The sequence below is a fragment of the Paenibacillus sp. FSL P4-0176 genome (assembly GCF_037975265.1).
Taxonomy (GTDB): domain Bacteria; phylum Bacillota; class Bacilli; order Paenibacillales; family Paenibacillaceae; genus Paenibacillus; species Paenibacillus amylolyticus.
The window spans coordinates 3,518,233-3,534,335 of sequence record NZ_CP150242.1; the positions used below are offsets into that span (position 1 = coordinate 3,518,233).

General features: G+C 42.8%; 13 protein-coding genes. 8 read left to right on the forward strand and 5 right to left on the reverse strand.

Features of this window, described 5'->3' with window-relative positions:
- Positions 1-242 precede the first annotated feature (242 nt).
- From MKY95_RS15980 to MKY95_RS15995, 4 genes are all read left to right on the forward strand, one after another.
- On the forward strand, positions 243-938 hold the full coding sequence (locus tag MKY95_RS15980) for a response regulator transcription factor (RefSeq protein WP_339199754.1): 696 nt from the start codon (positions 243-245) through the stop codon (positions 936-938).
- Complete coding sequence (locus MKY95_RS15985; RefSeq protein WP_339199758.1) at positions 935-2,188, forward strand: HAMP domain-containing sensor histidine kinase; 1,254 nt, start codon at positions 935-937, stop codon at positions 2,186-2,188. Before MKY95_RS15980 ends, MKY95_RS15985 begins: the two co-directional genes overlap by 4 nt.
- 105 nt (positions 2,189-2,293) lie before the next feature.
- Entirely contained in the window at positions 2,294-2,983 is a 690-nt protein-coding gene (locus MKY95_RS15990) for an ABC transporter ATP-binding protein (RefSeq protein WP_339199761.1), read from the forward strand.
- Positions 2,976-5,633, forward strand: coding sequence for an FtsX-like permease family protein (locus MKY95_RS15995; RefSeq protein ID WP_339199763.1), 2,658 nt, complete (start codon positions 2,976-2,978; stop codon positions 5,631-5,633). The genes MKY95_RS15990 and MKY95_RS15995 overlap by 8 nt, the downstream gene beginning before the upstream one ends.
- Before the next feature lie 93 nt (positions 5,634-5,726).
- Here MKY95_RS15995 and MKY95_RS16000 read toward each other — a convergent pair whose 3' ends face one another.
- The gene (locus MKY95_RS16000; RefSeq protein ID WP_339199766.1) at positions 5,727-6,002 is read right to left on the reverse strand and encodes a hypothetical protein; all 276 of its coding nucleotides are present in this window, start codon (positions 6,000-6,002) and stop codon (positions 5,727-5,729) included.
- A gap of 187 nt (positions 6,003-6,189) precedes the next feature.
- Between MKY95_RS16000 and MKY95_RS16005 the strand changes: the two genes are divergently transcribed.
- Both MKY95_RS16005 and MKY95_RS16010 read left to right on the forward strand, forming a co-directional pair.
- Entirely contained in the window at positions 6,190-7,806 is a 1,617-nt protein-coding gene (locus MKY95_RS16005; protein ID WP_339199769.1) for a helix-turn-helix domain-containing protein, read from the forward strand.
- A gap of 28 nt (positions 7,807-7,834) precedes the next feature.
- Positions 7,835-9,580 carry a sensor histidine kinase gene (locus MKY95_RS16010; RefSeq protein ID WP_339199772.1) on the forward strand — a complete coding sequence of 582 codons (1,746 nt, stop codon included), beginning with the start codon at positions 7,835-7,837 and terminating at the stop codon, positions 9,578-9,580.
- 105 nt (positions 9,581-9,685) lie between these two features.
- Here the strand turns inward: MKY95_RS16010 and MKY95_RS16015 are convergent, their stop codons facing one another.
- The 4 genes from MKY95_RS16015 to MKY95_RS16030 all read right to left on the reverse strand — a co-directional run bounded on the left by MKY95_RS16015 (position 9,686) and on the right by MKY95_RS16030 (position 14,377).
- The gene (locus MKY95_RS16015) at positions 9,686-10,576 is read right to left on the reverse strand and encodes a carbohydrate ABC transporter permease (protein ID WP_124114740.1); all 891 of its coding nucleotides are present in this window, start codon (positions 10,574-10,576) and stop codon (positions 9,686-9,688) included.
- An 18-nt stretch (positions 10,577-10,594) separates the two neighbouring features.
- A complete protein-coding gene (locus MKY95_RS16020; protein WP_339199775.1) occupies positions 10,595-11,485 on the reverse strand; it encodes an ABC transporter permease subunit in 891 nt (296 codons plus the stop codon).
- Between the two features lie 90 nt (positions 11,486-11,575).
- Entirely contained in the window at positions 11,576-13,180 is a 1,605-nt protein-coding gene (locus MKY95_RS16025; protein WP_339199777.1) for a hypothetical protein, read from the reverse strand.
- 186 nt (positions 13,181-13,366) lie between these two features.
- A complete protein-coding gene (locus MKY95_RS16030; protein WP_339199779.1) occupies positions 13,367-14,377 on the reverse strand; it encodes an alpha/beta fold hydrolase in 1,011 nt (336 codons plus the stop codon).
- A 124-nt stretch (positions 14,378-14,501) separates the two neighbouring features.
- Between MKY95_RS16030 and MKY95_RS16035 the strand changes: the two genes are divergently transcribed.
- Together MKY95_RS16035 and MKY95_RS16040 are read left to right on the forward strand one after the other, a co-directional pair.
- Positions 14,502-15,386 carry a LysR family transcriptional regulator gene (locus tag MKY95_RS16035; RefSeq protein ID WP_339199781.1) on the forward strand — a complete coding sequence of 295 codons (885 nt, stop codon included), beginning with the start codon at positions 14,502-14,504 and terminating at the stop codon, positions 15,384-15,386.
- A 111-nt stretch (positions 15,387-15,497) separates the two neighbouring features.
- Positions 15,498-15,962: an NUDIX domain-containing protein gene (locus MKY95_RS16040; protein WP_339199783.1), complete on the forward strand. Its 465-nt coding sequence runs from the start codon at positions 15,498-15,500 to the stop codon at positions 15,960-15,962.
- The last annotated feature ends 141 nt before the right edge of the window (positions 15,963-16,103 follow it).

Consider the following 16,103-nt stretch of genomic DNA (forward strand, 5'->3'; position numbering starts at 1 on the left):
AATGTAAGATCAGTCCTGATCGTGGTCTCAGTAGTACTTCAAATCAGGCTAAAGAACGGTCACTGATGTTATCTGTTATTATCAGTAATCTTTTCTTTAGTCTTTTTGTCTATCCATTGAGAAAAACCATTAAGTGGGCAAACATTCACGTGAATGAACTCAATTGATGTATAATGACGCAGGAACTCTATAATCAACATGAAATAAATACAAATTCAAAATAGCATGATCTGAGGTGTACGATGAATCGCTTATTACTCGTAGAAGATGATGAAAATCTGGTGTTTGGTATTCAATATACTCTGTCCAATGAAGGATATGAGATCGTTGTGGCGGGGAACCTGGAAGAAGCTAGACAGGCACTGCAGGCAAAGTCGATCGATCTGATTTTGTTGGATGTCACTTTGCCCGATGGGTCGGGATATCAACTATGCAGTGAGATTCGGGTAACGTCGCAAGTGCCCATTATCTTTTTGACAGCTTTGGATGAGGAAGCTAACGTGGTCGCAGGGCTTGATCTCGGAGCAGATGACTATGTAACGAAGCCTGTTCGAACCAAAGAACTTATTTCACGAATTAAAGCCGTATTACGTCGTAACAACAAGGGAAAACAAGAAGTAAGCTTATGGACATCCGATAACATCCAGGTGCGTATTTTAGAAGGAACTGTACTCAAAAACAATAGTGAAATTACACTGACGGCGCTTGAATATCGACTACTATTGATGTTGATCTCTCATCCGAAGCAGATATGCAGCAGAAGTTCAATTCTGAATCATCTCTGGGATCTCTCGGGCGACTTCATTGATGATAATACGCTCTCTGTCCATATCCGCAGGTTAAGAGAGAAAGTGGAAGATATTCCAGCAGCACCACAATATATCGTAACCGTTCGGGGGATCGGATATAAATGGAACGTGGAAGTTATAGGGAGATGAACATGTTTGAAGTCATGCGAAATCCAGAGTGGAAATCCATCGCCATTAAAGTACTTGCTCTGCAAGTTCTTTTGTCGTTCGTGATGTTCTTTTACATGCAGTATCAAGTCGGTAGCATTAATACAACCATTGTGAATCAGAATAGTGCCCTAATCGGGCATTTGTTAATGAAAGATCCCCAGTTGGAGAATGAGGTGATTCACTTTGTTACCCAAGGTGCCCAGGCCGATGAACTTGCTGAGGGGCAACGTATCCTTGCACAATACGGATATCAGGCGGGTATGTCTTTAGAAGATCAGCCGGCTCTTTCAGGACTAGCATTACCCTTAAAAACAGCGACTCAAGTATTGTTGTTCCTGATCCCACTCATGGTGTTGCTTCTGTGGGAGTATCGTACATTTTTCGTAAAAATCAGAACGATTTCTCATGCAGCGGAGCAGGTTGTGGAACAGCAATTCGATAAAAAACTGCCTGAGACGGAGGATGGAGACTTCGGCTCACTTGGCCGGAGCTTCAATGCGATGGCTGGAAGACTAACTAACAGCCTGGAGCTACTCCAGCAGGATAAAACCTTTCTGCGCAATCTGTTATCCGACATTTCTCACCAGCTCAAGACACCCCTAGCCTCTCTGATTGTGTTCAATGAGAATCTGCTGAATGAACCCGGGATGAAAGAAGAAATGAGAATGACGTTTCTGGAACGAAGTCGGCAGCAGCTTGACCGAATGGAATGGCTCATTATCAGCCTGCTGAAGCTGGCACGGGTCGAAGCGGGAGCAATTGGATTTCGAAAAGAAAGGATCGAGCTTAGGGAGATGGTGGAGAGCGTTGTCTATTCACTTCGGACGGTAGCAGACCAGAAGCGGCAGACGATCTCCATCCTCGGTAGTGAAAATGCGTTTGTGCAAGCAGATGAAGAATGGCTCAAGGAAGCTGTTATAAATTTGATTAAAAATGCACTGGAACACTCCCCAGTAGAGGGTGAGGTTCAAATCCATTTGGAAGAAAACGCACTGTTTGATACGATCATTATCCATGACAAAGGCGAAGGCATTCATCCCGATGATATGCCTCATATTTTCAAACGATTTTATAAAGGAAAGAACCATAACAAGCCCAACAGTATAGGGATTGGTCTGGCTTTGACCAAATCGATCATTGAGGAACAACAAGGGATCATTACGGTGGAGAGTGTGCTTCAAGAAGGGACAACATTCAGAATTTCATTTTTCAAAAAAGAGAGGACTTAAGAAGAAGCTTACGATAATGTAAGCTTCTTCTTCACTTCAACGTAAGCTTCCACACCTATAATAACAATCAAGCAATGTTAATCATACAACTGGAGGTACAACAAGGTGGAAATTTTGAAGACCGATCATTTATGTAAAATATACGGAAGTGCTGAGGCTAGGGTGGAAGCATTGAGAGATGTTAATCTGTCCGTCAATCAAGGAGAATTCGTTGCGATCGTGGGCGCCAGCGGATCTGGCAAAAGCTCATTGCTGCATCTGCTCGGGGGAGTGGATCAACCGACAAGTGGCCAAGTCATTATTGACGGTATGGACCTGTATTCTCAAAGTGAAAATGAACTGGCTGTGTTCAGAAGACGCAAAATCGGTTTTATTTTCCAATCATACAATCTGATCCCGGTGTTAACTGCGGAAGAAAACATTAAACTGCCGATGCTGCTTGAGAATAAACATGTGGACGAGGGTTATCTTGAGGAATTATTGAGCGTGCTGGGACTCAGCGATCGAAGGCAGCACCTTCCGTCCCAATTATCAGGCGGGCAACAGCAGCGAACTGCAATTGGACGTGCATTGATCAATAAACCATCGATTATTTTGGCTGACGAACCAACGGGCAATCTGGACAGCAAGAACAGTAAAGAAATCGTAGATCTGCTTACCTACTCCGTCAGAAAGTATAATCAAACCTTGATTATGATCACACATGATCTGAATGTAGCTCAGAGAGCGGACCGTGTTGTAAATATAAAAGATGGCACACTCTTGCAGCAAACTGGGGTGAGAGATCGTGAATAAGTATACTAGTCTTACCCAAAAATATTTGCTAGGGCAGAAAAAAAGATCAATACTAACGATCGTTGGCATTATTTTGTCCGTGACACTACTTACAGCCATCGGAACCATCGGCCTCAGCTTCAGAGACAAGGTGGTTCGGCAAACCGTTCAAGAGTACGGGGATTACCATGTTTCTTTTAACGGATTACCCGGAGAAGCCATCTCTAAAGTTGTCAATAATGCATCGGTGGAGAGTGCCGGAATTATTAGTAGGGAAGGATATTCAGTCCTTAGTAAAACGAGTGAGAAAGAGAAGCGAGAAAATCCATTTGCTGCGCCTTATCGGTATTTGAATCTCAAAAATTATAACACTGATGCAATGAGCAAACTCCAGATTCAATTGGATGCGGGCAGACTTCCCAAGAATTCTCACGAAATTATCCTACCTACGTTGAGTCTGGATAGCTTTCCAACGAAACCGAAACTGGGTGATTCGATTAAGTTAAATCTGGGAGATCGGATTGTTGCATCAACAGGGGAAATGAAAAAAATTAATGGTTTGGGAGATCTCGGCTGGGATCAGGATGAGGATTTTCGCCCCCAAACAGAGAGGGAATTTATCGTCGTCGGGTTTAGTAACCCAGGCACTAAGGGTTCCTGGTCGGCCAACTTCATATTACCGGCCATCACTTATGATGATAACCAAACGATCAAACCGGATAAAAAATACTTCATTTACGTCAAAATGAAATCGATGGATCAAATCGAGCCAAAGACAGAAGCTATCATATCATCATTAAATGTTGAGAAAGTGGATCAAGGTTCTGCCGTAAAACTAGATAGGGCTATCGACATTAAAAATGTTCGGATCGATTACAATAATGAACTGCTCAAGTTATATGGCGAAAGCACCTACGAAGGTGTAAACCACAGTCTACTATACGCATTCGCTGCAATCATCATCATTATTATGGGTTGTACGAGTGCGGTAATTTATAATACGTTTCATATTTCTGTTCTGGAGCGGACCTCCCAATTCGGAATGCTGCGGTGCATTGGGGCTACCCCATCACAAATACGCAAATTAGTTCTCAAAGAGGCGACAATACTTAGTCTAATTGCCATTCCTATTGGATTATTGACGGGAACTGTTTTTATGAAACTTCTGTTTTACAACATCAGCTTTTTGGCGTTGGGATTTCTGAATGATATGCAAATGGTCATCTCCCTGCCAATTTTGATCATCGCCGGGGTACTGGGATTATTGACTGTTTATCTGTCGGCAATCGGACCTGCGAGACTGGCTGCAAAGGTATCCCCACTTGAGGCGATTCATAGCTCGGGAAGCACAAAGGTGGAGGACATCACATCTGTCCGAAAATCAATGCTGCTAGGAAAACTGTTAGGTATCGAAGGGCAGTTTGCTAGTCGAAATATCAGGCGGAACAAAAAGCGTTTCCGCATCACTGCCTTTTCCATAGTGATCAGCATGATTCTATTTATTGTCTTTAGCGGCTTGGCCGGATTCTTAGGACAGACGTCTCAATCGGGGATCGAGTATTCCTATTCAGTTCAATATGAAGGGGATTCCAAGCGGATCGATGATTCCGTATATTCAGACATTGTCAAAATTGACGCAGTAGAACATGCTTATAAGTTATATATCCATCAAGTGATGGCAATTCTTCCGAAGGATAAAGTCAATCCCAAATACTATGAACTCAGGAAGGGAATGTATTCTGTTGAAGAGGGAGAGGGGTATCGAACAGACAACAATTTCCTCGAATCTTACGGAGATAACGGACTCGATGCTCTGAAATCCAAACTAACGGCTGGTACGATCGACAAAGATAAGATGAACCAGGAGAATGGCGTCATTCTCAATCAGAAGTTACGAATTATAACGACGGAGGAAGGCAAACAGATTATCATCGACCAAACCCAGTTTAAGGTTGGGGATCACATCCAAGTACGTACTTTAGAGGGAGGGAATCAAAAATACAAGACACTGACGGTGACGGGGATCGTTGAACAAGGGGTGTTATCGAAAGATTATAATGAGAGCGCGATGCTTGAACTCATTACGACACCTGAAGTCATAGAGAAAGTTACAGGTAACGATGCGTATTCAAGGATCTTTATTCTTGCGAAAACCGATATTTCAAACAAGCCGATCACGGATTACCTCAAGTCCCTAACCGAAAAAGACGCTGGTTACAGCTATATGGATAATGTGATGGCGCGAGCAAAGGCCAAAAACGATGCCACCACAGCAAGCATCTTTTTGTATGGTTTTATCGGTGTAATTGTCCTTATTGCATTCCTGAATATAATGAACACCGTCAGCACCAATCTCATTCTACGCACCAAAGAATTTGCGGTGCTCAAAGCTATTGGCATGACACAGCGCAATGTAGGGAAAATGATCCTTTTGGAAGGTGTTTTATACGGCGTGTACGCTGCAGTATACGGTAGTATACTCGGAACAGTACTGAGCTATGGGATACATTATCTCTTCAAAGGTTCTGTCGACGTAGGTTGGGCCATTCCATGGTCCAGTATTGTTCTTGCTAGTGGAGGTGCCATAGCAACAACACTCGTTGCTACAGCTTGGCCGATGTATCGATTAAACCAAACGAGCATCGTTGAGGCATTGAGAAAGGAAACCTAAAGAAACTGGAGAACTATAAAATAGCATATCCCTTAAAAAAGTCGCATAAATAGATTGCGGCTTTTTTGGTATCAAGAACGTCTTGTAACACTTTTACATAACAGCAGATGATTCAGACGCCTTATTTTTCTTCGCAAGTGGCTTTTTCCTCAAAGTTCGATCATACAGATATGGCTTTCCGTGATAATCCCGTGCATGCTTTTGTTTTTGCTTTTTATGTATATCAACTTTAACCTCCAAATTAGCAACGTTGCTCTGGAATTCAGAAGCAATTCGTTTGCACCATTTCAGTCCACTTTCTTCTGATGCACTAAAATGAACGCGTAACAGATATCCATTCACCGTTAATTCAAATTTGTATAAATTCATGATATGTATCCTTTCCAGGTAGAGATTATATACTGCACAAAATACGTTAATCTGATTATAACAGGAACATACGTTCTGTAAAAGTGATATTTATGATTTCTACAATCCAAGAAGGTTCGCGAGACTCCTTCGCAATTTTTCGTTTAATGGTAAAATATCTAAAAATGGTTCATGTTGGGGGATACGCATGTATAAACTGATGATCGTAGATGATGAATTGCTCATGCGGGTTGGAATTCGTTCCATGCTGAATTGGGAAGAGTACAATTTCTATGTTGTTGGTGAAGCGGGAAATGGAAAAGAGGCATTAAGCCTTGCGCTTGAAGTGATGCCTGATCTAATTATTACAGATATCAAGATGCCGATTATGGATGGGTTGCAGCTTATACAAGAGGCCTCCTGCGTACTGAAAACCTGTAAGTATGTCATCCTGAGTAATTTTGACGAATTTCATTATGTGAAAGAGGCGCTAAAACTTGGAGCTTCAGATTACTTGATTAAAAGTGAAATCACCGAATCCTCCCTTATTGACCTCCTAAGCAATGTTGGACAGAAACTGCAAAGTGAACATGTTCACCCAACCAACACACCCTCTATAACACAGGACTATTCCAAGAGTCTAAGATATCTAAAGGATAGTTTCTTCCAAGATATTGTAAGCGGATTCATTAGTGAGGAGGATATCGTCACCAAAGCGGCAGAACTGCATTTTCGTATACGTTCGGACCAGTTGGTTGTCATGAAGTTCATCGTGAATTATTACGAGGATGCAAAGCGGAAATATGTAGAGAAGGGGGAAAAGCTGCTCCGATTTTCAATTCTTAACATTATGGAAGAGATCATTCCATCGAAGTGGGAGAAAGAGATTTTTGTTGAAAGTTCCTCTGAATATTGGGTGATTGTCAATGTACTTCCTGAGAGCCAATCTGTACACGCCGACTTGAATAAACTATGTAATAAATTGCTGTCTTCGATCAAGGATTTTATGAATCTATCACTCACGGCTGGGGTAAGTAGAATGACTTCCGGTTTCCTTCACATCAGGAAGGCCTGCCAAGAGGCAGAAACGGCTCTACAACAGAGTTTCTTCACAGGAAGCAACCAGGTGTTGTATTACGATGATATGGTTCAATCTCCAGATCGACATGAAGTTAAGGGGGCTTTAAGCCCGCAACAAGAACGAGATTTGTTGAAGTTGTGGGTAAGCAAAGATAACCAAAAGGCGGAAGAGTTCCTTGAAGGAATCCGATCCAATCTGGAACAGCTGCTAGCGGATGAGAATAGCATTCGCAAGCAATATATCATGGTAATGGAAACGATACACTCCCATCTATCCCGAGCCACGGAAAGAGGTGCACCTTCTTTAACAGAAAAATCACCCTATGAAATCGTTCTAAAGGGAGAGTATTGGGAGGATATCCACCAAGAAATGCTTGCTCATATTGCATATTACTTCCAAACCGATTCCCAAATCAAACAGGAAAGCACTTACACCGATCTCGCCACTGAATTGATCGACAAGTATTATGCGGAAGATATCTCACTGCAAAGTATCGCTAGCCAAATTAGTGTGAATCCGTCGTATCTCAGCCGTGTGTTCAAACAGGAACGAGGAGAGAACTTTATTACGTATTTGACCCGAGTTCGAATTGAACATGCCAAGGCGTATCTATTGAGCAGAGGAATGAGAGTGTATGAAATCGCAGAAAAGGTGGGCTACCATAACTACACGTACTTCAGTAAGATTTTCAAAAAATCGGTAGGGGTCACTCCTGAGGAATATCGAGAATTACAGCAGGGATGAATGTAATCGGTGAATAGAGGTGCAGCATATGAAGCATGTTCGGCCCTTCCGAATCAAGTACAAAATTATGGTGATCTGTATGACGGTCATTATCCTTCCGGTATTGGTGATGACAATCAATTCGTATTACTCCTCAGAGCGGTTGTTGGCACAGAACTATACAACGTTGCTAAACGATCTGGCCAAACAGACGAATATTCGCATTGATGAGTTCCTCAAGGAGATTGAGAAAATTTCGCTGCTAGCCAGCAATGGGCTTAGTGACAATCTGTCTGCGACTCATGAAGGGAGTTTTCCGATCCAGGATTTCCTGCGAGAGGGTGATGAACAACATGAGATTGCCGCATACAATATTCTGATGAATTATATCATGATGAAAGATCGCGTATTCTCCATTTACCTCTACAATATGAACGGGGGGCAAGACCTTTTTGTCAGTCCACATCAACCCATCGATCCAAACTTCAAAGTAGCAAACGAATTGTGGTTTAAAAAGTTCATGCATGATAAGGATCGAACCATTACCCTCACAACACGAATCGATGAACAATTGGAGAATAAAATACTGGCAGTGTCACACGCTCGCAAAATTCATGATGTGACTAGTGGAAAACTGCTTGGCGTGATTGTTGTCAGTATTGATATCAAATTCATCGAAATCGTCAATCGAAACTTGCAGGAAGGGCTGCGCTCCAGATTCATGATTGTTGATGAGGATGACAAGATCGTATATAACGTGAATGAACGATTAATTGGGACACTGTTCCGGGACAACGTTCGTCCGCCTGAAGCACTAAATGTCGTGGTGACCAGTCCCCTTAGTCAGCAAAAATGGACAACGTACTTATATATGCCTTTGGATGAGCTGACTGCTGATGGCAAAATATTGGGTCGTAATCTGGTGACGCTTGCCATTGTCATTGTTCTTTTTGCTGCCGTCATATCCATCTTTTTATCTCACGTGATCACAACTCCCATTAAGAAGCTGCTACGGAATATTGCTCTAGTCGAGAAAGGTCAGTTTGAACAAGTTGAACCTATTGGCTCAAGAGACGAGATTGGTCATTTATCCATTCGATTTAACAGAATGTCACACGAATTGAAGCGAATGGTCGAACGGATGCAGCAGGAAGAGATAGAGAAAGCCAAGGCCGAGATGCGTGCGCTCCATGACCAGATCAAGCCTCATTTTCTGTATAACACACTTGGGTCAGTGAAATGGATTGCCTCAATGCAGCAGGCTGATAAAATCGTGGAAATGACCGATGCACTAATCTCGATGCTCCGCTATGCAACAAAATCCGATGGAACCCTCGTAACCATTCGTGAGGAACTTGATAATATAACGAATTACGTAACGATCCAGAATGTCAGGTACTATGATTGTATTCAAATGAGATATGAGGTTGAGGATAGACTGCTGGATTATCGCATGCCCAAAATGATCCTGCAGCCGATTGTGGAAAATGCGATTTTTCATGGTCTGGCCGAACTGGAAGAAGACGGAACCATCACCATTCGGATTCAATCACAGCTGGATGAAGTTGTGATCGAGATCTGCGATAATGGTGTGGGTATGGATCATCATACGATGCAGAATCTATTGGAAGAGAAGCCCGCTGCAAGTACGGGAACGAATGGGATTGGATTGCATAATGTGCAACGGCGGATTCAACTTCATTTTGGGAAACCCTATGGAATACAGGTGGAGAGTAAAATAGGTGAAGGTACCATTTTCTCCATTCTGCTGCCTGCCATCCTAGAAGCCAAATAGTCATACATGCTTTCACTTAAGCATCTCATAATGCGGTACAGCGATCATAAAAATAAGTTTAGATATAAACAAAGGGCTCGCAGTATGAACTGCAAGCCCATTTGTTCACCCTTTGACGCTACCTAACACCAAACCTTTGGTGAAATATTTCTGCAAGAATGGATACACGAGCAAAATCGGAATGGCGCCCAGGAACATTTGAGCGGCGCGCCCCGTTCTGGCATTCATCATGGACAACAGCTGCGTATAATCTGACCCAGATTTCAGCATGATTTGCTCAAAACTTTGCAGGAGGGTCTGGAGGTAACTTTGTAATGGATAATTGGCTGGATTGTTCATATAGATAATGCCATCGAACCAGGAATTCCAGTGAGCGACGATACTGAACAAACCAACCGTAGCGAGAGCGGGCTTGAGAAGTGGGAGTAGAATACGAAGCAATACTTGTACAGGCCCAGCACCATCGATAATTGCTGATTCTTCAATCTCCTCGGGCAGCCCCCGAATGAAATTCATGAGGATAATCATACTGAATACGGGGAGAGCTCCAGGCAGGATCAGAGACCATATGGAATCGATTAGTCCCATTTTGACGACCACGAGATAGGTTGGAATTAGACCTCCACTGAATAACATGGTTATTATGAAAAATCCCATATAGATATTACGCCCCATCAATTTTTGTTTTGATTTGGAGAGGGGATAAGCCGTGAGTACGATCAGAACCAGATTCACCAACGTTCCGATAACGGTTCGTTGAATGGCTACCCAGAGAGAGGAGAAAAATGATCCTCCAGTTAATGCAAATTCATAGGCTTTTGTCGTAAATTCCACAGGCCAGAACGTGACACTCCCCGCAGATACAGCTGCGCTGCTGCTGAATGAAACAGCCAGCAAGTTGATAAACGGCAGGATACATAGGAGAGAGATTAGAAGCAATATGGTGTAGTTTATGATAAGAAATACACGCCTGCTCATACTTTTATCATAGATCATAATGTAAGTTCCTCCTTCTTAGAAGATACGATAACCAGCCACTCTGTAAGCCAAAATGTACGATACAGCAACGAGGACACTGGAAATGATCGATTTGAATAACCCGACAGCGGTACCAATTGAATACTGTGCTTGTTGAATTCCTAAACGGTAGACATAGGTATCAATAATATCACCCGTCTGATAGACAACAGGGGAGTAGAGATTATAGATTTGGTCAAAGCCAGCATTGAGTACGTTTCCAAGTGAAAGTACGGTCATTAAAACAATGGTTGGCATGAGGAGAGGCAACGTAATGTAGATGGTCTGTTTCCACCGTTTCGCTCCGTCGATCACTGCGGCTTCGTAAAGTCCCGGATCAATACTGGTCAGGGCTGCCAAATAAACAACCGTGCCAAACCCGAAACCTTTCCATATGTCACTCACAATCATCGTCCAAGGAAAAATTGAGGGTGTGCCAAGAAAGGAGATCGGTGCAATACCAAATAAACTTAGAAATGTATTGATAATGCCGTTGGAGCTAAGGATATCCAGCATGATGCCGGCCATAATGACCCAAGAGAGGAAGTTCGGAATGTAGACAAGGGTTTGAAATGTACGTTTAATTCCACTGTGTAGTACCTCGTTAAGCAGTAATGCAAAAATTACGGGCACGATTATACCACCGATAATCTTAAAGACAGACATGTACAATGTATTCCAGATCGTTCTTATGAAGTTCGGCTGATTAAATATGTGGGTAAAATTATCCCATCCTACCCATGGCGAGTTGAATCCGAGGCCCGGATTGTACTTCTGAAACGCAATAATAAGTCCGTAGAAAGGGATGTAACAAAAGATGAAGACCAAGACCAGGCTTGGAATCAACATGAGATGGTAAGGACTCTGCTGCTTCCATTTTCTCAACATACATATTCCTCCGTTCCTTGTACGCCAAATGTAATCGCTATCAAATAGAGGGGAGAGATGACCCTCGTCCCCTCTTTGTGACAAACGAGATTATTTCTTCCCGTAGGCTTCATTAACTGCCTGAGTTGCGTCATCGCCCCCGGCTGCACGCCAATTCTGGACAATAACATCGAAATAATCGATACTTTCGCTACCCATAATGATCTTGGTGAAACCTTCGGTCAGGATATCATCCAAGGTTGTGCCGTAGCTTGAAAGTATTTCTGGCGTAACACCCCATAAGGATGTCTTTGTATAGTTCTCGCTGTCCAGTACTTTCTTGGCAAGACCATACGCATTCTTTGGAGCCCCTTGTTGCAAATAATCACCAACTGCTCCTGGGGTTGCATTATCCATGAATTCCACACTGTTGTTATATTTTTGCCACATACCCGAAGTTGTGAGTCCACTGGTATCCTTGGATTGAAGGGCAGCGGAGACCGCCTCAAATTGCTCGTAATCGGAATTCGGATTAAGTACACGGAACGCTCCAACAACATGGGCAATATCGTTGTCCAGCAAGGCGGATAACGTTTCTGTGGATTCCTTGCCATTGCCTTCATCCACAATATAAGCATAGTCGTTCAAAATTTTGATCACTTCTTCAGGGCTCTTAAATCCCTTTTTCATAACGATATAATTGTTGTTGGCGAAGAAAATGGATTGTTTGGCTTCTTTCCCATCAACGGTAGGGATGATATAAGGGTAGAAGATGGCGTCCTTACCCAGATTGGATACCGTATCGACACCCGGATTATAACCCCACCATTGGTAATAAGGCTGCATTCCCACTTTGCCGGCTACGATATCCGCGTTCATCGCATTAAAGTCTTTGATTGCAAATTCCGGATCAATGATGCCTCGCTTGTACCATTCTGACCACTCAGCCAGCGCATTTTTCATCTCAGGCTGCACGGAGCCGTACACGAGTTTTCCAGTGCTATCTTCCATCCACATATCCGGATGCGCATTCCATGCAATGGCCAGCAGGTTGAGGTAATCCAACGATTGGTCTACCGCTATACCATAACCACCGTGCTTTTCCATGAATTTTAGTGCGATATTTTTGATGTCTTCCACAGATTTCGGATCTTGGACTCCCAATTCTTCTTTCCAGTCGTTCCGAATCCAGATGAAGTCTGGTTGTTCAATTAATCCCCAGTGCATCTGTGGTATCCCGTATAGCTTACCGTCCTTCTTTCCAGATTCGTAACTGTCTGCATCTGCTTCCATGTAACCTTTGAGACGATCTGAAGCGTGTTGATCAAAGACCTCGGAAAGGTCCATGACCATATCTGCTTCGACTAACTGTCTCAGTTGTGATGGATTAACTCTGAATACGTCAGGAAGATCGTTCGATGCGATAGCCAAATTGAGTTTTGTATCGTACTCATCGCTGACCCAGTCTGTTTTGACGTTGATATTAAACTTCTCTTTGTATCGCTTAATCCATACATTGTTGGTGATATCGTCGCCCTTTGGATATTTTGCTGAAGTGTATTCTGATGTTACGGTGTGAATGGTTGTCGTTCCAGCCTCGTTGGAATCCGTGTCCATCGTTGAACCTTTATCGGCACCGCTTCCATTGCTACAGGCTGCGAGTAATAAGGTTGACATGCACACAGACAAGACTAAGGCTTTCGTTTTCTTGTTCATTTCTTTTCCCCCTTATCAGTCATATTTCAATAACGCTTACTTGAAAATATTCTAAACGAGAAAGGGGGAACGTGATATAAAGGTTATTGACGAGAACTGGTATCTTTTTTTACTTTTGAGTTGTAGTGGAGAAAAGATAAATGAGCTTTGTGCACTTTTTTTACTTTGTACTCCTTCTTTTTTTACTCATGTCTCCAAAAATTGCTTTAGATGATGATCGATAACGAGTGAATCCTCTTCGTTTGCTCCGATTCCAAAGCAGTGTCCCCACTTGGACTCTACAGGTTGATACACAGCGTTTGGCATATGCTGAGCATCATACGCACTGTCTTCTGGCGTGAAAAACAAGTCACTTGATCCTGGCATTACGAGTGCAGGAGCAGTGATTTTGCTTAACGCCTGTTCGAAGTTACCGTCATCTACGGGATTATCGCTAATGTCTCCATAGATTCCTGTACGCAACATGGTAATCAAGTCGTTAGCATCGAAGGGAAGAAATACCTGATCCCAGTAATCTTCTACATAAGATTTCAAGGAGTCGTAACCCTCCGATTGATACAATTTCTCCAAATAGTACGCCTGCGAGAACCCCCATGGAGCATAAGCTCTTCCCATCGCTGCGAGACCGGCAACCGGAGGGCGCTCATATCTACCATTTTTATAATTTGAATCTGCCTGTAACGCCGCGATCATCGCTTCGAATACCAGCTGTGTATGGGGTCTGCTCTTTGCTGTTCCGCCAAAGGGGGCAATACGCTCGACCATCTCAGGATAACTGGTTCCCCATTGATAAACCTGCATGGCTCCCAGAGACCAGCCCACAACAAGTTTGATTTTGGAGATACCGAATTTTTGAGTGATGAGTTGATGTTGGGCATGCACATTGTCATACATGGAGATGAGGGGGAAGTTGTTCTTATCATATGGGGCAGGGGTATTACTTGGAGAGGACGATAATCCGTTACCCAACATATTGGGCACAACGATAAAATAGCGACTGGGGTCCAGTGCTTTGTCCGTTCCAATTAACCATTCATTATCTGTGTGAATTCCAGCAAACCATGTTGGGACAACAATAACATTGTCCTTTGCCGCGTTTAAGTTTCCATAGGTCTTGTAAGCGATAAAGGCTCGAGGGAGCTGTTGTCCCGATTGAAGTAATGTATCTCCAAGGTTATATGTTTCATAATCGTTCATAGATTGATTCTCCTTATAAAATAGTAATAACTTGATTTCACTCTACAATACGTCTATTATCAATTCAACGAAACGTTATCGAACATATCATTCATTTATTTTGAACTTAGGAGGTGCCTGACTCATGGAAATACGCCAGCTAAAAACCTTTTGGACACTTGCATCGACCTGCAGCTTTAGTCAAACTGCTGAATTATTGAGCTATGTACCGTCTACCATAACCATGCAAATCAAATCGCTGGAAGAAGAGCTTGGTGTAAAATTGCTGGATCGATTAGGCAAAAAGGTCGTGTTAACGGATGCTGGCCAACAGTTTCTGCCGTACGCCACTAAGATATTAAACGATGTAGAGGAAGCGAAGTGCATATCCAGTCAGCACGGAGAATTGGCGGGAACGGTTGTGATCGGAGCAGATGAAGTGCTGTGTGCATATCTTCTTCCAGCCTTGTTCAAACGCTTCCGAGCGGACTATCCTGGTGTGCGGTTATTGTTCCGCCCCTTGTCTGGACAAGAGCTTAAATCGAGTCTGAGAGAAGGGCATGCCGATGTCGTCTTTGTATTGGATGAGCCTATGAATTCCAAAGACCTTCATTCAGAGTTTTTAAAGGATGAGACTTTTCAAATGGTGGTTTCTCCCGATCATATGTTAGCATCGCGTTCCGCGTTAGTTATTGATGACTTCCACAAACAGCATTTTTTGCTGACCGAAAAGAACTGTTCGTATCGCACTTATTTTGACCAATCCATAACAAAGAAAGGTGCAGATGCTCTGACAGAGCTGGAGTTTCATAGTGTAGAAGCCATTAAACAATGTGTTGTGGCTGGTCTAGGGATCGCTTTATTACCTGAAATGGCTTTGAAGAAAGAGTTGAGAGAAGGGGAAGTGGTTGCTCTGCCGTGGGATTTATCAGATGTATCCTTTTCTGCGCAAATGCTCTGGCATCGGGAAAAATGGATCTCTCCGTCTATGGCTGCTTTCATGGAGGTCGCCAAGAGTGAGTTGATTTGATTGTTCAGAATTTGTTTAGATGTATGTGTTAAAATATTCTTCATGGAGATCGTGAGGTTAAATGGAATCAACCTTCAACAACATGATACAGATATATATGGGGGATTAGTAATGGAGAGAAAGATTAGAAATTCTGCAAAAGCATTGATCATTAAAGACGGGAGAATGCTTGCAATGAAGCAGGATGATAATGATGAAGTCATCTACATTCTGCCTGGTGGGAGCCAGAATGCAGGTGAAACCCTGACGGATGCGGTGAAGCGTGAAGTTGCGGAAGAAATCGGAATAGATGTAGAACCGTTATCACTGGAATTCGTAATTGAAGGGGTATACGGTGAAGCTCTTCATCGTGTAGATTTTGTTTTTTTATGCGAGTACATAGGTTTGATAGACCAAGATAGTTCTATTCTGCCAAGTGACGAAAACCAAGTGGAATTTGAATGGCTTGAAATTAAAGATATATACGAACTACCTTTATTTCCTTCAAAATTACGAAAGCAGATCATTAGATTGGTTGAGGGAGAAAAAACGGTTATGTATTTAGGAAATGAGGAAGATGACGACCTGAATAGTTAGATGTGTACACGTCGTAAACAAGCGACCGTCTTGTATTTATAAAGGAAAGGCTGTTTCAAAGGACATAATGGTCCAGTGAAATAGCCTTTTTGTCGTTGAACAAAGTGTACAGAGCGATTCAAAATGAACATCTATGCTAAG